At 64.1% G+C, this 19,649-nt stretch carries 16 protein-coding genes; 7 read left to right on the top strand and 9 right to left on the bottom strand.

Annotated elements, in window-relative coordinates; genetic code table 11:
* Positions 1-277: 277 nt before the first annotated feature.
* Positions 278-1,822 carry an NAD(P)H-hydrate dehydratase gene (locus H2LOC_RS02745; RefSeq protein ID WP_136494987.1) on the top strand — a complete coding sequence of 515 codons (1,545 nt, stop codon included), beginning with the start codon at positions 278-280 and terminating at the stop codon, positions 1,820-1,822.
* 74 nt (positions 1,823-1,896) lie between these two features.
* Here H2LOC_RS02745 and H2LOC_RS02740 read toward each other — a convergent pair whose 3' ends face one another.
* The gene (locus tag H2LOC_RS02740) at positions 1,897-2,517 is read right to left on the bottom strand and encodes a 2,3-bisphosphoglycerate-dependent phosphoglycerate mutase (RefSeq protein WP_136494986.1); all 621 of its coding nucleotides are present in this window, start codon (positions 2,515-2,517) and stop codon (positions 1,897-1,899) included.
* 139 nt (positions 2,518-2,656) lie between these two features.
* On the bottom strand, positions 2,657-3,919 hold the full coding sequence (locus tag H2LOC_RS02735) for a hypothetical protein (protein ID WP_136494985.1): 1,263 nt from the start codon (positions 3,917-3,919) through the stop codon (positions 2,657-2,659).
* A 336-nt stretch (positions 3,920-4,255) separates the two neighbouring features.
* Here H2LOC_RS02735 and H2LOC_RS02730 point away from each other — a divergent pair, with 336 nt between their 5' ends.
* The 4 genes from H2LOC_RS02730 (at position 4,256) to modC (ending at position 7,319) form a co-directional block, all read left to right on the top strand.
* Entirely contained in the window at positions 4,256-4,540 is a 285-nt protein-coding gene (locus H2LOC_RS02730; RefSeq protein ID WP_246206956.1) for a hypothetical protein, read from the top strand.
* A gap of 208 nt (positions 4,541-4,748) precedes the next feature.
* The gene (modA, locus tag H2LOC_RS02725; protein WP_136494984.1) at positions 4,749-5,510 is read left to right on the top strand and encodes a molybdate ABC transporter substrate-binding protein; all 762 of its coding nucleotides are present in this window, start codon (positions 4,749-4,751) and stop codon (positions 5,508-5,510) included.
* Positions 5,511-5,514: 4 nt separating this feature from the next.
* On the top strand, positions 5,515-6,204 hold the full coding sequence (gene modB / locus H2LOC_RS02720; RefSeq protein WP_136494983.1) for a molybdate ABC transporter permease subunit: 690 nt from the start codon (positions 5,515-5,517) through the stop codon (positions 6,202-6,204).
* On the top strand, positions 6,201-7,319 hold the full coding sequence (gene modC / locus H2LOC_RS02715; protein WP_136494982.1) for a molybdenum ABC transporter ATP-binding protein: 1,119 nt from the start codon (positions 6,201-6,203) through the stop codon (positions 7,317-7,319). Before modB ends, modC begins: the two co-directional genes overlap by 4 nt.
* A gap of 18 nt (positions 7,320-7,337) precedes the next feature.
* On the opposite strand, the gene H2LOC_RS02710 is transcribed toward modC, so the two are convergent.
* The 7 genes from H2LOC_RS02710 to H2LOC_RS02680 all read right to left on the bottom strand — a co-directional run bounded on the left by H2LOC_RS02710 (position 7,338) and on the right by H2LOC_RS02680 (position 16,601).
* Positions 7,338-8,657, bottom strand: coding sequence for a choice-of-anchor tandem repeat GloVer-containing protein (locus tag H2LOC_RS02710; RefSeq protein WP_154331552.1), 1,320 nt, complete (start codon positions 8,655-8,657; stop codon positions 7,338-7,340).
* 85 nt (positions 8,658-8,742) lie between these two features.
* The gene (locus tag H2LOC_RS02705; protein ID WP_136494980.1) at positions 8,743-10,080 is read right to left on the bottom strand and encodes a choice-of-anchor tandem repeat GloVer-containing protein; all 1,338 of its coding nucleotides are present in this window, start codon (positions 10,078-10,080) and stop codon (positions 8,743-8,745) included.
* Between the two features lie 85 nt (positions 10,081-10,165).
* Positions 10,166-11,575, bottom strand: a complete 1,410-nt coding sequence (locus H2LOC_RS02700) for a choice-of-anchor tandem repeat GloVer-containing protein (protein ID WP_136494979.1) — start codon at positions 11,573-11,575, stop codon at positions 10,166-10,168.
* An 86-nt stretch (positions 11,576-11,661) separates the two neighbouring features.
* Positions 11,662-12,870, bottom strand: coding sequence for a choice-of-anchor tandem repeat GloVer-containing protein (locus H2LOC_RS02695; RefSeq protein ID WP_136494978.1), 1,209 nt, complete (start codon positions 12,868-12,870; stop codon positions 11,662-11,664).
* Between the two features lie 68 nt (positions 12,871-12,938).
* Positions 12,939-14,291, bottom strand: coding sequence for a choice-of-anchor tandem repeat GloVer-containing protein (locus H2LOC_RS02690; RefSeq protein ID WP_136494977.1), 1,353 nt, complete (start codon positions 14,289-14,291; stop codon positions 12,939-12,941).
* A gap of 193 nt (positions 14,292-14,484) precedes the next feature.
* Entirely contained in the window at positions 14,485-15,930 is a 1,446-nt protein-coding gene (locus H2LOC_RS02685) for a sensor histidine kinase (RefSeq protein WP_136494976.1), read from the bottom strand.
* Positions 15,927-16,601: a response regulator transcription factor gene (locus H2LOC_RS02680; RefSeq protein ID WP_136494975.1), complete on the bottom strand. Its 675-nt coding sequence runs from the start codon at positions 16,599-16,601 to the stop codon at positions 15,927-15,929. The genes H2LOC_RS02685 and H2LOC_RS02680 overlap by 4 nt, the downstream gene beginning before the upstream one ends.
* A 229-nt stretch (positions 16,602-16,830) precedes the next feature.
* Between H2LOC_RS02680 and H2LOC_RS02675 the strand changes: the two genes are divergently transcribed.
* Positions 16,831-17,250 (top strand): DUF2946 family protein, encoded by a 420-nt coding sequence (locus H2LOC_RS02675; protein WP_136494974.1) that lies wholly within the window; start codon positions 16,831-16,833, stop codon positions 17,248-17,250.
* 74 nt (positions 17,251-17,324) lie between these two features.
* Positions 17,325-19,649: a TonB-dependent siderophore receptor gene (locus H2LOC_RS02670; protein ID WP_136494973.1), complete on the top strand. Its 2,325-nt coding sequence runs from the start codon at positions 17,325-17,327 to the stop codon at positions 19,647-19,649.

The raw sequence follows: 19,649 nt of genomic DNA, 5'->3' as shown, positions 1-19,649 counted from the left end.
TTCGGGCTGGAACGCCCTTGTCCGCCCGTTGGCAGCGCGCGCTGGAGTCTTTTCGTGTTTCCCGGAAACACGAAAAGACCCTGAGCTTTTATTTATATGCGTTTCCCACGCCGAACCGGCGTCCACTTCGGCTGGAAACGCTCCAAACGCTACCAAACTCTCGGGGTGATCGGAAAGTCCCGTAATGTGTCCGAAATTCTGTCGCCGGCGCGGGCGCGACAAAGGATCGCCCGCGTTTCCCATTGCCGCCCGCCGTTCCATTTGCCACCATCGTCGCATGATCCAGACGCCCTACCCCGTCGAAATCCTCACCGCCGCCCAGATGGCCAGGGCCGACAGCCTGACCATCGCCGAAGGCGTCTCCGGCATGTCTTTGATGGAGAAAGCCGCGGACGCCGTGGCGCGCGCGGCCAACCAGTTTCTCCAAAAGAGCAGCGGGCGCCGGGTGCTGGTGTTGTGCGGCCCCGGCAACAACGGCGGCGACGGCTATGTGGCGGCTCGGCTGCTGCGAAGTCCGCGCATAAAGGTCCGGGTCGCTTCGCTGACGCCGCGGGATGAACTCCACGGCGACGCCCTTGCGGCCGCCTCGGCCTGGGACGGCCCGGTGGAACCCACCGAAACGGCTTCCTTTCAAGGCGTCGACCTCGTTATAGACGCGCTGTTCGGAGCCGGTCTCTCGCGCGACATCCAGGGACCGGCTGCGGAGCTGATCCAGCGACTCAACAAATGGCGTCGCGAAAGCGGTCAGAACGTGATCGCCGTGGATACGCCTTCCGGGGTGGACGGCTCGACCGGCGCGGTGCGGGGCGTCGCCGTCGAGGCGGACGCGACGGTGACCTTCTTCCGTCTCAAGAGCGGGCATCTGCTGCTGCCCGGACGCGTTCACTGCGGCCAGATCGTCTGCGCCCATATCGGCATCCGCTCGCGCGTGCTCAAGGACATCGCCCCCAACACTTTCGTCAACGCGCCAGGCTACTGGCTGGACAGCCTTCCCCTTCCGCGGATCGAGGGCCACAAATATGTGCGCGGGCACGCCGCGGTGATGTCGGGCGGGCCCTCCCACACCGGCGCCGCGCGGCTTGCGGCCCAGGCCGCTTTGCGCGCCGGAGCCGGACTCGTCACTCTCGCAAGCCCTTCGGCGGCGATGGCGATAAACGCCGGCGCCCTTACCAGCGTCATGATTCGGGAAGCAGACGGGGCCGCGGGGCTCACAGCTTTGCTCGCCGATCCTCGCCTCAACGCCGTGGCGCTCGGCCCGGGGCTCGGCGTCGGCCCGGCGACGCGGGCTCAGGTGGAGGCCGCGCTGGCCCCGGCGACGAACAAGCGAAGCTGCGTGCTCGACGCCGACGCCCTGACCAGCTTCCAGCATGATCCGCAAAGCCTGTGGGGACTGATAGGCGCCGCGCCGGGTCCCGTGGTCCTGACGCCGCATGCGGGGGAATTCGCCAGATTGTTCGGAGCCAAAGAGGAGCCGCCCGCCGAGGCGCCGGTGTCCAAACTGGAGCGCGCGCGCGCGGCGGCGCGCGAGAGCGGCGCAATCGTGCTCTACAAAGGCCCGGATACCGTCGTGGCCGCGCCCGACGGCCGCGCGACCATCCTCATCGAGGCCTCGCCATGGCTCGCGACCGCCGGCTCCGGCGATACGCTGACCGGGATTATCGCTGGGCTCCTCGCGCAAGGCATGGAGCCTCTGACGGCGGCCTCCTGCGGCGCGTGGATGCATGCGCGGGCGGCGGCGATCTTCGGTCCCGGCCTCATCGCCGACGACATCGCCGCGACGCTTCCGCAAGTGTGGCGGGAGCTGACGCCCGCGCCCACGTGACCGCCGCATATTGACGGCCGATGGCTGGGAAGGCGGCGAATTTATTTAAGCCCCGAGCCAGCGAATTTTCGTTCTCACCCCCGGAACACCTGCTTCGATGCGACGGTGGCGTCCGCGTTCAAGCGATACGCCGTCGCCGCGCCATTCTCGATTTCCACCTGGGGGACCGTTTCGGGAGTCAGGCCTTCGAGCGCCATGACCAGCGCCCGCAGCGAGTTTTCATGTGAGACAACAAGGACGGGTCCTCCGCGCAAAACATGCGGCAGGATATTCTGACAGTAAAACGGGAGGATCCTCGCCGAGGTGTCCTTCAGACTCTCGCCGCCCGGCGGCGCGACTTCATATGAACGGCGCCACAGATGCACCTGTTCGTCGCCCCATTTACGGCATGCCTCTTCCTTGCTCATTCCCGACAAGTCTCCGTAGTGCCGTTCGTTCAGCGCCGGCTCGCTGAGCGTCGGGATTCCTGTTTGTCCCAACTCGTCGAGAATGATGTCGAGGGTATGCTGCGCCCGCAGAAGGGCCGAAGTGAATGCGACCGTGAAAGCGAGATCGCGCTTTTTGAGTTCGCGGCCGACGCTGCGCGCCTCTTCGATTCCCAGCGGCGTCAGACCGGGATTTTTCCATCCGGTGAATCTGCTTTGCAAATTCCATTCGCTCTGGCCATGACGTACGGTGACGAGCATTCGCTCCATTCTTATTTCCCTCAAACTGTCCTCGCAGGGTCGATCCTGCCCCAAACAGTCCGATGGTCAATATTTAATAATGGGCGAAACTGACGCCAGCCCGCGCAAGACGGCGGCGGCACGCTGCTTTTTTGGCCTCCTTGCAGCCCTAAAACATCACCCTGCCGGCGACCGAGATCTGCCACGCCTTGCCCAATTGCGGGCCGTTGAGTTCCTGGAACACCGGGCCGCCGGCCTCCACCGCGAGAATCGTCATGCCGAGGCCGAAGGGACGTCCCGAGACGGCGAGGCCTCCCAGCAGATCGATGCGCTTGCCGCCGTAATAGAGCGGATTGGCGGGGGAGGAGAGTCCATTGATGAGCGGGTCCTGGCCGTGGATATGATCCTGCGTCGAGCCCGCAACCCGGAAGGTAGCCGTGACGCCGGGAATGAAACTATATCCGCCCCAGCCGGTGAGCTCGTTCGAAGCGCCGAACTGGTAACCCTCGCTGTTCTTGTCCAGGGCGTAGCGCCCGCGAAACATCGCGCCCCAGGACCAGGGGCCCATCTTTCCGGTGTAGGCGAGAGTGGGAACGAGATCGACCGTCCCCGTTCCGATCTGCATGGCGTAGGGCGCGCGCATGGTCATATAGCCGCCCATGGCGCTGAGCATCTGAATCGTGGAAGTCTGCGCACCCACCGGCAGGGCTAGGGCTAGTCCCGCTTGCAGATGATTGACGTCGTCCTGATAAAGCCGCAGATTCAAACCCACCATCGCATCGTTGAAGCCTTCCGTGCTTCCCGAGCTTTGACCAAGCACCGCGAGGCCCGACATGCCCGCGAACGTAGTCATGGTCATCGATTTCTGGGCGTAGCTGCCCATCACCATCAGATTGATGGAATCGGTCAGGCCGTACATGCCGTTGAACATGTGCATCTGCGAATCCATGCTCGACGGCACGATCCGCAGCATGACCGGCATGATCATGGTCTTGGTCATCGGCATGCCTCCCATGCCGCCCATCTTCATGGTCATGGTCATGAACTGGCCGGAAAAAATCGTGGAGGCGATGGTCTGCGGAGACACCTGCTCCGAGCCGACGTAATTGCCGCTCATATGCATGAAGGTCGGCGTGTAATTGAACATGCCCTCGCCGGCGGGAACCATATAGGCGCCGGTCACGCCCGCTGGAATGCGCTCGCCCGCCATGCCGGAGCCGCCATGTCCGGCGGTCGCCCCGCCCGGCATGGGGCTCATGGCGTCGGAATGATCCATCGCGGCGCCGGAGCCGATCTGATCCATCGCGCGCGCCGCCCCCGGAAAAGCGAGGAGGGCGAGCGTCAAAGCGGCGGCGCGGCTGCGATCGGCCGCTCGAAGGCGAAAATTTCCGGCAGGCTGGCGTAGGACGAAATTCAGGGCGCGGACGATCATTCACGAACTCCTCCGAAGCGCCCGGGATCAGAAAGGGTCAAAAAGCTCAGAGGCCCGCGCTTCGTTATGTATCCAAATTAGATAAGGAGAATTAATTGCCGCCGCGGACCGGCGTCAACGAGCATCGAGCCGAGATTTTAGGCAATATATTGATTTGCCGCGAGATGCGACAAAACTGCCACATCGCCCTCCCGCCTGGGCCTCGCCCTGCCCTGCGTCGCAAATCCCCCTTGCAAAAACCGACGGAAGCGGGCAATAGGGCTATGTATATAGTTTATATAATGAGCTGCGTCGGTCGCGCCTTCGCGACTCCAGCGCCCTGGAAAGGAGCATGAAATGCAGAGCAATCTCGCCTATGCGATCGAGGCCGACGAAGTTTCCGCGGGCGGGGAAAGCTCCGCCTCGGCGCAAAACGCTCCGATCCTGCTGCATGTTCGTTTTCGGCCCGACACCACCGTGCTGAAGATCGACTATTGCCCGAGCGATCTCACCCCTGAAGAATGGTTCAAACGGCTCTGCGCCCGCGCCGGCGGCAAATTCGCCACCCGCGCCGGAGGAAGAGGCTTTTTCCGCCTTACCCCTGCGGAATTAGAGGCGCTTGCGGCGCCGCGCGCTCACTGAGCGCTCCGGGGCGCTCTCGCCGGTCGGGCCTTCCCGTCCGGCCCGAGAGCGCGCCGAGCATATCGGGGGCCGGGGAGTTGATCCGCCTCTCCGGCCCTCTCCCGACCCGCCGGCGAAGTTTTCGCTTGAAAAGCATTATGTAAAACATCCATATTTTTTCTCATCGCAATTTGCGCCGGGAGGCGCCGCATCCGGGGGCGCCGATCGAATGAAACCCAAAAACCTTCTCTTGGCCTGGCTGGGCCTGTTTCTGGTCGCAGCGATCCCGGCGCAGGTTCTGGCGGCTCAGACCAATGTCGCGGTCGCGGCCAATTTCACCGAAGCCGCAAAGGAAATCGCCGGCGCCTTCAAGGCGAAGACCGGCCATGAGGCGAGCTTGAGCTTTGGATCGAGCGGCCAGCTTTATACCCAGATCACCCAGGAGGCGCCTTTCGAGGTCTTCCTTTCCGCCGACGAAGCCCGGCCGAAGAAGGCGATCGAGGATGGCTACGCCCTCCCCGACAGCCGTTTCACCTATGCGATCGGCAAGCTGGTTCTCTGGAGCAAGAACCCCGCTCTTTCCGCGGGCCCCGAGGCCCTGAAGGCGCCTTCCTTCGAGAAGCTCGCCTATTGCAATCCTTTGGGCGCGCCTTACGGAGCGGCGGCGATCGAAACCCTGAAATCGCTGAAACTCTACGAGAAACTGCAGCCGAAACTGGTGCAGGGCGAAAACATCTCCCAGGCGTTTCAGTTCGTCGATTCGGGCAACGCCGAAATGGGCTTCGTCGCGCTCTCGCAGCTCGCAAAAGTCAGCGGCGGTTCGAGGTGGGTCGTGCCGCAGGATCTCTATACGCCGATCCGGCAGGACGCCGTGCTCTTGAAAAAGGGCGCGGCCAATCAGGCCGCCGTCGCTTTCCTCGCCTTTCTGAAAAGTCCAGATGGCGTAGCCATCGTCAAAAAATACGGCTACGGCGTCGGGGACAAGAACTAGCCGGATGACCAGCCTGCCGCCCGAAACCTGGACCGCCATCAGTCTCACCATCGAGCTCGCGGCGCTCACGACGCTGATATTGCTCGTTGTCGGAACGCCGCTGGCCTGGTGGCTGGCGCGCTCCCGCGCATGGTGGAAAGAGGCGGCGGCGACGGTGATCGCCCTGCCCCTGGTTCTCCCGCCGACGGTGCTCGGTTTTTACCTGCTCGTCGCGCTGGGGCCCGACGGCCCCGGCGGCTGGATCGCCCGCGCCTGGAATCTCCGCACTCTGGCGTTCACCTTCCAGGGGCTGGTGATCGGTTCGGTGGTCTATTCGACGCCTTTCGTGGTCCAGCCTATTCGCAACGCCTTCGAAGCGATGGGCGACCGCCCGCTGGAGGCGGCGGCGACGCTGCGGGCGTCGCCATGGCGCGCGTTCTGGACCGTCGCAGTGCCTCTCGCCCTGCCCGGCTTTCTCACCGGGGCCGTGCTGGGCTTCGCCCATACCGTGGGCGAGTTCGGAATCGTGCTGATGATCGGGGGCAATATTCCGGGCAAGACCAAAGTGCTCTCCGTCGCGGTTTACGATTATGTCGAAACGATGCAATGGCGCGAGGCCAATATCCTCGCCGGGGCCATGGCGGCCTTCGCTTTCCTGGTGATATTGACGATGACTTTGCTCGAGAAGCGCTTCTCGCGCCCGGGCCGCGCATGACCCGGGGGGCGATCCGGGCGAAGTTCCGCGGCTTTGCGGGCCGATTCGAGCTCAATGCGGCTTTCGAGACGCCGGCGCGCGGCGTCACTGCGCTGTTCGGCCATTCCGGCTGCGGCAAGACCATGCTGCTGCGCTGCATCGCCGGCCTCAATCGCCTCGACGACGGCTTCATCGCCATCGACGGCGAAACCTGGCAGGACGACGGCTATTTCCGCCCCACCCACCAGCGGCCTATCGGCTATGTGTTTCAGGAAGCGAGCCTTTTTCCCCATCTGTCGGTGAGGCGGAACCTGACCTACGGCGCGCCTCGCAAGCCCAATAACGGCGAGAGTCTCCGTTTCGACGACGTCGTCGACCTGCTCGGGCTCGCCGGGCTGCTGGATCGGGCGCCGTCGCATCTTTCCGGCGGCGAACGCCAGCGCGTCGCCATCGGCCGCGCGCTGCTTTCGCAGCCGAGACTGATGCTGATGGACGAGCCGCTCTCCGCGCTCGACCGCATGACCAAGGACGAGATTCTTCCTTTCCTCGAGCGGCTGCACGAAGAACTCTCCATGCCCGTCATCTATGTGAGCCACGACATGGAGGAGGTCGAGCGCCTCGCCGATCGCCTCGTTCTGATGAAGGGCGGCCGCGTGGTCGCCTCGGGGCCGCTCGCGAGATTGCAGAGCGATCCCGACCTGCCGCTGATGCAGAGCCGATCCGCGGCGGTGAGCCTCAACGCGAAAGTGGAACGCTATGATGCGAACTACGGCGTCGCCTCTCTGCGGGCCGACGGCGGCAGTTTCGAGGTTCCCTCTCCCCCTGTCGCAGCAGGAGAAATTCGCCGCATCCGTATCCTCGCGACCGATGTCAGCCTCGCGCGGGAGCTACTGCCGAGGAGCACGATCCTCAATGTCCTTCCGGCGCGGATTCTGAGCGTCGCGCCCTCCGAGGAAAACCGTATGACGGCCGTGCTCGGCTTGGGGCCGGAAGGCGCCGGCGCGCGCATTTTGGCGCGGGTCACCCGACTTTCCTGGGAGCGGCTGGAGTTTGCGCCCAGAATGGACGTGTTCGCCCAGATCAAGGCGGTCACCTTCGCGCCGGGCCGCACCGGCAGCGCCAATGGCGGAGGCTGAGAGGACGATCCGGCAGCCCTAACGCGCGCAGGCCGTTTGCAGGGCGCCGCCAAGGACCTCCCGCGCCCGCGGCAGGCACTGCAAGGCAAAGACCTGGCTGGCTGTGGCGCCGTAGACGCCGAGTCCGAAATTGACCGGGACGATGGTCAGACCCGCGTATGGGCGCGCGCCGTCCATGCCGCCGGTGAAGGTCCAGAGCGTTTCCTCGGTCCATTGGGTGGAGGGCGGAACCGGCGGATTCAGCCGATAGATGGAGCCGCAGTTGGGGTCCAAGGAGCAGCCTCCCCCATATGGAACAGCGCCATAAAGGGCGCCGCCGAGGAGCACGGGAGCGCTGTAGGGATTGGCGCCATCGGCGCCTCCAGTGAAGCTGTAAAGCTCCGTTTTGGTCCATTGCGTGGCGGGAGCGGTCGGCGGCGTCAGTTTGAACACCTGGCCGTAGCCGCCGGCGCCGCCGAGGAAAGTCGCGCCATAGAGCGCGCCGTGGGCATCCATGATGACGCCGACAGGAGACCCGCCGTCGGCCCCGCCGGCGAAGTTGTAGAGCACGGTCTCGCACCAGAGATTGGGCGCCGTGGGCGTGCAATTTGCGCCGGGCGGGGTCAGCTTGAACACGACCCCGTATCTGTTCGCCCCGCCGATGCCGGCTGCGCCGTAAAGCGCGTGGTTCGCATCCATGGCGAAGGTAAGTCCCGGCTGGCCTCCGTCGGCTCCGCCCGTGAAATTATAAAGTGCCACGCCGGACCCCGGCGGCGTGAGCTTGTACACCGTCCCGCGGTATGAGGCCCCGCCTGAATAGGCCCCCCCATAAAGCGCGCCGCTGCTGTCCATTACGAAGGCGCCTTGGGGATTTTCGCCGATGGAAAAATTGAAGTCCACCATCTTGGTCTCGACCCACTGTGTCGCGGGCGGCGCCGGCGGCGTGAGCTTGAATGCGACGCCGTAGTTGCCGGACCCTCCCGAAGTCGTGGCGCCGTAGAGCGCTCCCTGGGAGTTGATGGTCGGGGTAAAGATGGGAATCGCCCCATCGGCCCCGGAAAAAGTGTAAAGGATGGTCTCGGTCCATTTGCTTTTGCCGGGTTCCGGCGGAGTCAGTTTGAATACGACGCCCAAATTGCTGGCGCCGCCCCCCGATGTCGTCCCGTAAAGCGCGCCGTCGCTATCGACCGCCAGGTTGAGGATTTTGCCGCCCCCGTCGGCCCCGCCCGAAAAGGAATGAAGCGGCGCCACGCCGAAGTGCGAGGAGGCCTCGGGGCGAAGCTGCTGCGCCGAAGCGAAAGGGGCCGACAGGCTGAGCGCCGCCGCAAGCGCGAAACGGGCGGCCTTCAGGATAGACACGATGCAAAACTCCGGCGTGAAAACTCAGCCCCAGACTAGCCGGCAGGAGTCGCCGCCCCGTTAATCGCGCCTGCGCAAAACCAAGCTATTGCGCGCAGGCCGTCTGCAGGGCGCCGCCCGAGATCAGCCGCGCCCGCGGGGCGCATTGCAGGCTGAAGACGCCGACGCCAAAAGTCGCTACGCCATAGACGGCGACGCCTAGTCCGAATTGGGACGGGGCGAATGTAAGGCTTGGCGCAGATCCACCATCGGCGTCGCCTGTAAAGCTCCAAAGCGTGTTCTCGGTCCATTGGGCAGATGGCGTAACCGGCGGCTTGAGTTGATAGATCGCGCCGCAGTTCGGACAGTTTCCATAATGTAGGGTTGCGCCGTAAAGGGCGCCGCCCACCAGAACCGGAGTGCCGAAAGGATTGCCTCCGTCCGCGCCGCCCGTGAAGCTGTAGAGCGTCGTCTTGCTCCATTGACTGGAAGGAGGCGTCGGCGGCGTCAATTTAAAAATCTGGCCCTGCCCTTTGGCGCCGCCCATGTAGGTCGCGCCATAGAGCGCGCCGTGGGAATCCATCGTGACGCCGTCAGCAATGGCCACGCCGTCGGCGGCGTCGGCAAAGCTATAGAGCACGGTCTCGCACCACAGATTTGGCGCCGTGGGTGCGCAATCGGCGCCGGGCGGCGTGAGCTTGAACACGACGCCATTTCCGCTCGTCCCGCCATCTCCGGTCCCACCGTAGAGCGCGCCGCTCGTGTCCATGAAGAGCTTTAGTCCGGGATAGCGTCCGTCCGCCCCACCGGTGAAATTGTAGAGAGCAACGCCGGTCCATTGTGTCGCCGGCGGAACAGGGGGCGTGAGCTTGTATACGGTGCCATAGCCCGAGGCTCCGCCTTCCCCACCCACCCCGTAGAGCGCTCCATTGCTGTCAAACACGAAAGCGCCCCCGGGCCAACTGCCGACGCTGTAAGTGAAGTCGAAAATCTTGGTCTCGACCCATTGCGTCGAAGGGGCGACGGGCGGAGTCAGCATGAACGCGACTCCGAGATTGTTCGCGCCGCCCTGAGACGTGGCTCCGTAAAGCGCGCCTCGGGAGTCGAGCGCCGGGGTAAACGAGGGTCTGGCCCCGTCGGGCCCCGAGAAGCTGTAAAGCACGCTCTCGGTCCACTTGCTTTTACCGGGAGCCGGAGGAGTCAGTTTGAACACGACGCCCGCATTGGCGCCGCCGCCTGTCACCGTGGTCCCATACAGCGCGCCGTCGCTGTCGACCGTCAGACCAGCTTCCGGGTTTCCCCCATCGGCGCCGGAAAAAGTGTAAAGCCGAACCACGGTGAAGGACGATGGCGGGGCGCCGACACGAACCTGCGCCGAAGCCGAGGAGGCCGAAAGGCCGAGCGCCGCCGCGAGCGCGAAACGGCCGACGTCGAGGATAGTCAAGATGCGAAACTCCTGCGTGAAAAACTCAACCGCAAGTTTAAGCCGCGCGAGTTTCCGCGGCGTGAATCACGCCGCGGAAGAAGCGCTATTGCGCGCAAACGACATGCTGCGCGCCGCCGTAGATCTCGCCGGTCTGCGGTTTGCACTGCAACTGGTAAACCACGCCTTTTCCGGCAGGGCCTCCCGTCGCAGTGACGCCGTAGATCGCCGCCCCGAAGCCGAAGTCGGTGGGACCGAAGATCACGCCGCCGAGAGGATTGCCGCCGTCAGCGCCGCCCGAGAAGTTGTAAAGGACGTTTTCGGTCCATTTCGTCGAGGGTGGAACCGGCGGCCTGAGCTGGAACAGCACGCCGTTGCCGGCCGAACCACCCTGAGAGGCGGTCCCGTAGAGCGCGCCGCCGATCATGGTCACGCCCGCCTGGGAAGCGCTGCCGCCCAATGGATCGGTGAAAGCATAGAGTGTGGTCTCGCACCAGAGGTTTTGGCTTATCGGCCTGCAATCCTGGCCGGGCGGCGTCAGCTTGAAGACGTTCGAGAGCGTCGTTCCATAGAGATTGCCGCTGCTGTCGATGGTCAGCTCCGCTGCGGGCGTCTGGCCATCAGCGCCGAAAAAGTTGTACAGAACCGAGCCGCACCAGGGGAATGGCGCCGTGGGCGTGCAGTTCGGCCCCGGCGGGGTCGCCTTGAACACCGTGCCGTAACCGCCCGCGCCGCCAATGGGAGTCGTGCCGTAGAGAGCGCCGGCCGAGTCCATCACGAGAGCGATCGACGGAAGATTAGCAATGCTGCCCGCCCTCATGTCGAAACTGGCGAGCGAGGCCGCGCACCACAGATTGGGCGCGACGGGAGCGCAATTGGGGCCGGGCGGACTCAGCTTGGTGACGAGAGCGAAATCCTGCTCGGTTGGCGTGACGCCGGCAAAAACGCCCACAATCGCAATCCAAGAGATCCCATAAAGCGCTCCCTGGGAATCGAAGATCAGGGGCGAATCCGGAACCGCCTCCGGCGAGACCGCCTGATTGTAAAGGATGGTTTCGCACCAAAGATTGGGGGCGGTGGGGGCGCAACTCGGCCCCGGCGGGGTCAGCTTGTAGACAAGTCCGCCCCACGCCCCATAAAGCGCCCCGCTGGTGTCCATCACCACGCCCGCTTGCGGATTGGCGAGGTCGCTCCCGCCGGCGAAGCTGTAAAGCACTGTCTCGGTCCATTTGGTCTGGCCCGGACCGGGCGGGGTCAGCCTGAACACGGTTCCGAGATTATTGGCCCCGCCATAGGCCGAGGTTCCATAGAGCGCCCCCTGGCTGTCTATCGCCAGCTTGACGTATTTCGGCGTGGCGGCGTCGGTTCCGCCCGCGAAGCCGTAAATCGTCGTCCTGCCGGAGGGGATGCCGCCTGTTGCGGTGGGCGGACGGCCATAGACCTGCGCCGAGGCGAAAGTCGCCGAGAGGCTGAGCCCCGCCGCGAGCGCGAAGCGCGCCGCCTTGAAGATAGACACGATGCGAAACTCCTGCGTGAAAACTCAACCATGAGTTTAACCCGCAGGCGTTTCCACGCCGTGAATCGCGCCCGCCCAAAACCGCGCTATTGAATGCAGGCCGCGCGCGGGGCGCCGCCGAACACCTCCCGCGCGCGGGGGGCGCATTGCAGGGCGAAAATCTGGCCGGGCGTCGAGCCGAAAATAGAAACGCTACGGCCCAGATTGGATGGGGCGAAAGTCAGGCCCGCCACTGGAGCTCCGCCATCGGCGCCGCCGGTGAAGCTCCAGAGCGTGTCCTCGATCCATTGGACAGCCGGCGGAACCGGCGGCCTGAGCCGATAGATGGCGCCGCAAGAGGAGCAGTTCCCCTTGTTCGTCGTAGCGCCGTAAAGAGCCCCGTCGATGAGGACCGGAGCACTGAACGGATTGGCCCCGTCGGCGCCGCCCGTGAAGCTGTAGAGCGTGGTTTTGATCCAGGGCGTGGAGGCAGGCGTCGGCGGCGTCAATTTGAAGAGCTGGCCGTAGCCATAGGCGCCGCCCGCCTGTGTTACGCCATAAAGCGCCCCGTGCGAATCCAATGTGACGCCGCCCACGATGCCGGCCCCGTCGGCGTCGCCGGCGAAGCTGTAGAGCACGGTCTCGCACCAGAGATTGGGCGCCGCCGGCGTGCAATTCGCTCCAGGCGGCGTCAGCATGAACACGGCGCCGTTTCCGCTGGCGCCGCCAGATGCCGTCCCGCCGTAGAGCGCGCCTCTGCTGTCCATGGCGAGCGTTATCCCAGGTGTTCCGCCGTCCGCGCCGCCGGCAAAATTATACAGCGCCGCGGCGGTCCATTGCGTGGCGGGCGGCGCAGGCGGCGTGAGCTTGAAAGCGACGCCAATATTATTTGCGCCGCCGCCGCTCGTCGCGCCGTAGAGCGCTCCCCAGGAGTCGAAACTAGGCGTAAACCAGGGGCTGGCCCCGTCGGGCCCCGAGAAGCTGTAAAGGACGGTCTCGCTCCATATGGCGTTGCCGGGAGCCGGCGGGGTAAGTTTGAACACGACGCCATTATTGGCGGAGCCGCCCGTGAGAGTGGTTCCGTAGAGCGCTCCGTCGCTATCGACCGTCACGTTGAGAGACTTGCCGCCGCCATCGCCGGCGCCGGAAAAGGCGTAGAGCGGCGTCAGGGGAAGAGGCGGTGTCGAAACGCGGGGCGACGTCAAAACATGGGGCGCAGCAGAGCCGCCCGGATGAACGACCTGAGCCAAAGCGGAGGACGCCGACAGGCCGAGCGAGGCCGCCAGCGTGAAGCGCGTGGCGTTGAGAATGAACAAGGCGATAGCTCCTGCTGCTGCGATATTTATTTCGTCATGCCGTGTCGTCGCGCTCTCGCAAGACCGCGCTATAGCGCGCAGGCCGTCCGCATGGCCCCGCCAAAGACTTGTCTGCCTCGCGGGGGGCACCGCAAGGTGAAGATCTCGCCGTAGCCGCCTGCCCCACCCCCCATTTGTACGGCGCCGTTGATCGCAATGCCGAGGCCGAAATTGGACGGCGCCAAACTCAGGCCGGACGGGAACGGTCCGTGGGGGGTGGCGAAACTCCAGAGCGTGGTCTCGGTCCATTGGGTGGAAGGCGGAACCGGCGGCGTGAGCTCATAGATCGCGCCGCAATAGATGCAGTTCCCCATTAACGACGTTGTGCCGTAGAGGACGCCGCCCACGAGAATCGGAGCCCTTGTTGGATTGGCTCCGTCGGCGCCGCCGGTGAAGCTGTAAAGCGTCGCCAGGGTCCATTGCGTGGCGGGAGGCACAGGCGGAGTCAATTTGAAGAGCTGGCCGTGGCTATAGGCTCCGCCGCCCTGCGCCGCGCCGTAAAGCGCCCCGTGCGAATCCATGACTACGCCGCCGGAAAGACTGCCGATTCCGTCCGCAAGCACGGTCTCGCACCACAGATTGGGCGCTGTCGGCGTGCAATTCCCTCCCGGCGGGATCAGCTTGAACACGACGCCGCTTCCGCTCGCGCCGCCAGATGCGGTCCCGCCGTAGAGCGCGCCGCTGCTGTCTATGACGAGCGTCCTTCCGGGATTGCCGCCGTCCGCGCCGCCGGAGAAGCTGTAAAGCGCCGCTCCGGTCCATTGCGTGGCGGGCGGCGTAGGGGGGGTAAGCTTGTACACCGTCCCCTTGCCCTGAGGGCCGCCGGTCGAGGTGGTTCCGTAAAGCGCGCCGCTGCTGTCGATCACGAAGCCGCCCTTGGGGTTAGCTCCGGTCGAGGCGTAACTGAAGTCGAAAATCTTGGTCCCGGTCCATTGGGTCGAGGGCGGGATCGGCGGGGTCAACTGGAACGCGGCGCCGCTATTATCGTTCGCTCCGCCGTACTGTGTGGCGCCATAGATGACTCCTCGGGAGTCGATGGTCGGCGTAAACATGGGGTTGAGCCCGTTGGACCCTCCCAAAAAGCTGTAAAGGACAGTCTCGGTCCAATTGTTTGAGCCCGCGGCCGGCGGCGTCAGTTTGAACACCACGCCGTCGTTATAGGCGCCGCCCGCCACTGTGGTCCCGTAGAGCGCGCCGTCGCTGTCGACCGCCAGCTCGGAAGCCGGCATCGACCCGTCGTTCCCGCCTGAGAAAGAGAAAATCGGCGTCACCACCAAGGGCGCAGCAGCGCCGTCCGGATGAACCGCCTGAGCCAAAGCGGAGGACGCCGCCAGGCCTAGCCAGGCCGCAAGAGCGAAACGAGCAGTATTGAAGATGGACAAAGGTGACGACTCCTGCTGGAGAATCTTACGATTTAGCCAGCAGAAGTTGCCAGCACATTAAGCGCACAGGAAAAAACCTATTGCACATAACCATTTGCATGCTCGATCTGAAAGCGCGCAGGCCACTGTGCTCGATGCGATAACGGCGCCGGACGCGTCAACCGCGCCACGGAGGAAGCTCCGACGCCTTAAATCAAACGATGAAGGCGGGTTTCGCCAGCTGGGGCGCGGCGAGGTCGTTCAGGGGCGGCGAAACCGGCTCCTGAACGACGTGCGGGAGGGACACTTTGAATGTCGCGCCGCCGCCGGGCGTTTCCTCGACCCAAATGCGCCCGCCCTGCTGGTCGATCAGCTCCCTGGCGATGGCGAGGCCGAGGCCCGCGCCGCGCGTCGAATTGCTCTTGCGCCAGAACGGCTCGAAAATCGCCTCGCGATCATTGGGCGCGACGCCCTCGCCATGATCGACGATCTCGATCGTCGCGCCGGGCGAGACGCGCACGAGCACGTTTCCGCCGACCGGCTCCGCGCGAACCGCGTTTTCAACCAGATTGGTGACCACGCTCTCCAGCGCCCAGCCGTTTGCCCGGGCCATCACCGGAGACGACGCGCAGTCGAGTTCGATGTTGCGCCCGCTTTCGATCGCGAGCGGCATATAGTCGAGGATCACCGAGAGCGCGGCCTTGCCGAGATCGATGTCCTTTTCGCTGGCGCCCTTCTGGCCCGAGATGTGGGCGACGCTGAGCAATTGCTCGACGATGGTGCGGATGCGGCGCGCGTCGCGTTTGATGTCCTCGCGAAATGTCTGATCGTCCGGATTGGCGATGTGCGAGCACAATATCGTGATCGGCGTGCGCAATTCATGCGCGGCGTTGGCGAGAAAGCGTTTTTGACGGGCGACACCGTCGTCGACGCGCTCCAGCGCCTTGTTCATCGCTTCGACAAAAGGCGCGACTTCCGAAGGAAGACCGGCGACGGGAATGCGCTGGTCGAGCGAGTTCAAATCGATGCTGGCCGCCTTGCCCGCCGCGGCGCGCAAGGGAGCAAGGCCGCGCCGCACGACGAAAAGCGCGATGAGCGCCATCACCGCACAGATCGGAAGATAAACGAAGAAGTTCCCCCAAGTGAAAGCGTAGGAAATCTGATAAAGCACGTCGTCGCCGTGAAAATTCGCGCCGTAGAGGATGAAACGCACTGTTCCGACTTCGGTGGCGATCGTGCGGACCCAGCCGCGGGCGTCGGGGTCCGGATCGTCGGCGAGATGAAACGAAATGGTGAGCATGTCGGCGCGGCCTCGCGGGGCGAAGGCGGCGGCCAGATCTTCGGACGAGCCCGGCAAGAGTTCGTCGTTCTTCGCGTCCAGCACGGCGAAGCGAAAGTGCGGATTGGCTTCCATATAGGCGCGCAATTCGTCGGTCTGTTCGACGAAAAGGCGCCCGTCAGGCCCCTTGCGCAGCGCCGCCTCCACCGTGAAACGCGCGCGTTTCGTCGTCCAGCTCTGAAGGTTTGCGTCCGAAAATTCGTTGAGCCGCAGCGCCGCGAGCAGAAGGGCGACGATGATCGGCAGGGTAAAATAGGAGACTGCGAAACCAACGATCCAATAGACCGTCAATCGGGAGGAGAGAGAGGTCGGCTTCTTCATGCGGACACCGCCCCTATCATGTAGCCGACCCCGCGCGCGGAGTGAATCGCGACGCCCGCGCGATGCTCCTCCAGGGTCCGTCGCAGGCGCAGCACCAGCACGTTCAGCGCCGCCGGCTGAATGTCGTCGTCGGGCCCGTAGATTTCGTCGAGCAGGCTCTGGCGCGACACCATCCTGTCGGCGTGACGCATCAGAACTTCGAGCAGCGTCAATTCGCGCCCGTGGACGATCACGGATTTGCCGCGCACGGAAACATCGCGAATGCGGGGATCGAAGGACAAGTCGCCGACGACGATCTTCGGCAGCGCGTCGCCATGGCGACGCAGCCCGACGCGGATTCTCGCCAGCAATTCGTCGAAATCGAAAGGCTTGGACAGATAATCGTCGGCGCCGGCGTCGAGCCCTGCGACGATCTCGTCGGTCTTGTTGCATGCGGTGAGCATCAAAACCTGAATGCCCGGCCGCATCCGCCGCATCTCCGGCGTCAGGGAAATGCCATCGCCGTCGGGGAGGCGCCGATCCAGAACGACCAACGCATAGGGCTGGCGCGCCAGCGCGCGCCGCGCCTCGTCGATGGAGGAAACATGGTCCGAGACGAAGCCCGCGCGGCCGAGTGCGCTAGAAATCGAGAGCGCGACTTCCATTTCGTCTTCGACCAACAGGATTCGCATGCGGCCTTCCATCGGGAACACGAGGAACCATCAAGAAGAACAGGTAATTCGCCGCGCCGTCAATCCGGCTCGCGCCGCTCCGATGTGGCAAAAATGGCACAGTGTCGAAAACTTTAAGAATTCCATACTGTCGAAATCGTCATGAAATTTTTCGTGCGCCGAAAGTGTTTAGTTACGCTGCTCAAATGCTTTGAGCGGCCGAGCGGCCCGCTCCTGGAGAGACGAAACCTTGCCGAAGGTCTGGGGAACAAAGACAGGATCGGCCCGCGCGGCTCTCGCGACGGTCGCCATCTGTCTGCTCGTTCTCAAGGCGCTTGTCCTGGCTCCGCTCCAATCCGGAAGCGCGGCGCAACACTGGGGCCTCGGCGCCCCTGCCTCCCTTCTCGCCGTCGATTGCGCCGCTACGGGCGCGCCCGGAGACGGCAAGGTCCCCGCGCCCACTTCGCATCATCATGACGCCTGCGCCTTTTGTCTCGTCAGGCATCATGCAGCGGCCTTCGGCGCCGCGATCTCGCCCGCGGCGCTGGTATTCATCGTCCCCCACGCTCCGCCGACGACGCTGGGCCGACCGGCGCTCTCCGATTCCCGGACGCCTTCCAGGGTCTGGTTCGAGGCCCGGTCGCCGCGCGGCCCGCCGATCTTCTCCTGACCCACTGAACGCGGCCCCGGCCGTATCCGTTCTTGGTTCGCGCGCGCGCCCGGCGCCGCGCAGGAGACTCCTTTATGTTCCGTTCGACCCCGCCACGCCGCGCTTCCGCCGGCGCGCTCGCACTCGTCCTCGCCTCGTCCTGCCCAGCCGCCCTCGCGCAGGAAGCCTTGCCGTCCATAGACGTCGGCAGCGCCGCGCCCCCGGCGACCTCGGCGCCCGCGACCTCGACTCCAGCGCCCGGTCCTATGACGGCTAAGGAGCGCGAGAAGGCCGAGGAGCACTCCTACACCCGCAGCTATGCGACAACGGCGACCAAGACCGATACGCCGATCCTCGATACGCCGAGAGCCATTGTCGTCGTTCCCAAGCAGGTGCTGGAGGACGCTCAGGTTCTCAACACGCAGGATGCGGTGAGATTCGTGTCGGGCGTGCAGCAGGGCCTGGGCGTCTATTACGACAGCTACATCATCCGCGGATTTCCGACCGCCTCGAACACTTACCGGAACGGCCTCAAGCTGTTCGCGGTCGCCGGCTCGGAGGATGTGTCCTTCATCGACCGGGTCGAGATCGTGAAGGGGCCGACCGCGATGCTTTATGGGCGCATCCAACCCGGCGGACTGGTGAATTTCGTGACGAAGCGCCCGCAGGAGGAGGCTGCCTACAGCATTCAGGAACAGTTCGGAAGCTGGGGATTGTCGCGCACCACGCTGGATCTCACCGGACCCGTGACCTCGGATAAATCCGTCCTCTATCGCGTCATGGGAGCGTTCGATCACTCTGACTCATGGGTCGATTTCGAGCATCACGACAAGGGCGCTTTCTCAGGCGAAGTCAGCTGGCGGCCAACGACGCAATTCGAGGCCAATGTGGGTCTCGAATATTACAATGACAGCGACGCCAACCGCGGCGGCTACGCGGGGATGATCCCCGCGATCGCGACGACCTATAAAGTGCCGTGGCTCATTGGACGGCCCGCCTATCTGCCGCGCGATTGGACGCAAAACGATCCACAAAAATACAACCAGTTTCCGGATACGATCGAGCGCGAGCTGGTCTCCGCCGACTGGACCTATCGCTTCAACGATCAATGGAAGGTGACCAACCGGTTCTTGTACAATCACAGCGATGAAAACGAGAATTATCTTCTCGCCGCTCCCGTCGCGCTGAATTACAAAACCGGCAATCTCCTGCGGCGCCTGAGCTGGAGCCAGGTCTATCGCGACAACTGGTCCATCAATCTCGACGTGACCGGCAAGGTCGAAACCGGCCCCGTCAAACACAACCTTTTGTTCGGCTTCGATTATTACGACTATCACAACCTGTATCTCGGCGACAATCCCGCCCCCAGGGCGGTGCCGGAAATCCCAGCGTTCAACATCTGGGCTCCAGCCTATGGCGGCATAAACTGGACGATCATCGGCGCCCAGCAGGCCTATGCCCATGGCAACAAGAGCCGCAACAAGTCCCTGGACGTCGGCTATTATGTTCAGGACGACATCGATTATAACGATATCATCCATTTCCTGATCGGCGGACGCTACGACATCGCGTTCGACGCCGCCTCGGAGCTCGCCTTCGCGACGGTTTCGGGGAGCCCCTGCTTTCCGCTTTGCGACGGCCACTATACCCCGCCGTGGAAAGGCAATCCGACCTATCACAAGGTCTCGCCCAGCGGCGGACTGCTGTTCAAGCTGACGCCCGAATATTCGGTTTACGCCAGCTACGCCGAGTCGTTCGGAACGTCGAACGCGACTGCGCGCAGCTTCAGCGGCGCGCCGTTCCAGCCTCAGGAGGGCAGGCAATATGAAATCGGCGCCAAGGCGAGCCTCTACGACGGCAAGCTCACGGCGTCGATAGCCGCCTACGATCTTTACATGACCAACGTGCTGACGACCGATCCGGCCAATTCGGGCTTTTCGATCGCCGCCGGCGAGGTGCGCAGCCGCGGCGTTGAACTCGACATCGCCGGACAGGTCACCGACAACATCAGCATCATCGGCGGCTATACCTATGACGACGCCCTGGTCATCAAGGACAATACGACCGGAACCGGCGCCATTCTCGGCAAACGTCAGCCCGGCGTTCCGCGAAACGCCGGCAGCCTCTGGGCGAAATACGACACGGCGCCCGGTCTGAAGGAGGGCTGGAGCTTCGGCGCCGGAGCCTTCGCCAACGGCCTGCGCGAAGCAAACGCTACGAACTCTTGGGCGCTGCCGGGCTACGTGCGCTTCGATACGATGATCGGCTATCGCACCGTGTTCGAAGGTCATCAGGTCGAGGCGCAGTTGAATGTCGTCAATATCGCCGACGCCAAATATTTCGACACGGCGGTCAACAGCCAATACGCCGTCTACGGACAACCGAGAACTTTCATCGGGTCGATCAAGGTCAAGTTCTAG

It is taken from the genome of Methylocystis heyeri, from assembly GCF_004802635.2.
Classification (GTDB): domain Bacteria; phylum Pseudomonadota; class Alphaproteobacteria; order Rhizobiales; family Beijerinckiaceae; genus Methylocystis; species Methylocystis heyeri.
The sequence above is the reverse complement of the archived record's forward strand: the minus strand, read 5'-3'. Positions and strand labels throughout refer to the sequence as shown.

Bases quoted from the DNA above. Each gene is read 5' to 3' on its own strand.
- H2LOC_RS02745 (WP_136494987.1), top strand. From the start codon at position 278: ATGATCCAGACGCCCTACCCCGTCGAAATCCTCACCGCCGCCCAGATG.
- H2LOC_RS02740 (WP_136494986.1), bottom strand. From the start codon at position 2,517: ATGGAGCGAATGCTCGTCACCGTACGTCATGGCCAGAGCGAATGGAAT.
- H2LOC_RS02735 (WP_136494985.1), bottom strand. From the start codon at position 3,919: ATGATCGTCCGCGCCCTGAATTTCGTCCTACGCCAGCCTGCCGGAAAT.
- H2LOC_RS02730 (WP_246206956.1), top strand. From the start codon at position 4,256: ATGCAGAGCAATCTCGCCTATGCGATCGAGGCCGACGAAGTTTCCGCG.
- modA (WP_136494984.1), top strand. From the start codon at position 4,749: ATGAAACCCAAAAACCTTCTCTTGGCCTGGCTGGGCCTGTTTCTGGTC.
- modB (WP_136494983.1), top strand. From the start codon at position 5,515: ATGACCAGCCTGCCGCCCGAAACCTGGACCGCCATCAGTCTCACCATC.
- modC (WP_136494982.1), top strand. From the start codon at position 6,201: ATGACCCGGGGGGCGATCCGGGCGAAGTTCCGCGGCTTTGCGGGCCGA.
- H2LOC_RS02685 (WP_136494976.1), bottom strand. From the start codon at position 15,930: ATGAAGAAGCCGACCTCTCTCTCCTCCCGATTGACGGTCTATTGGATC.
- H2LOC_RS02680 (WP_136494975.1), bottom strand. From the start codon at position 16,601: ATGCGAATCCTGTTGGTCGAAGACGAAATGGAAGTCGCGCTCTCGATT.
- H2LOC_RS02670 (WP_136494973.1), top strand. From the start codon at position 17,325: ATGTTCCGTTCGACCCCGCCACGCCGCGCTTCCGCCGGCGCGCTCGCA.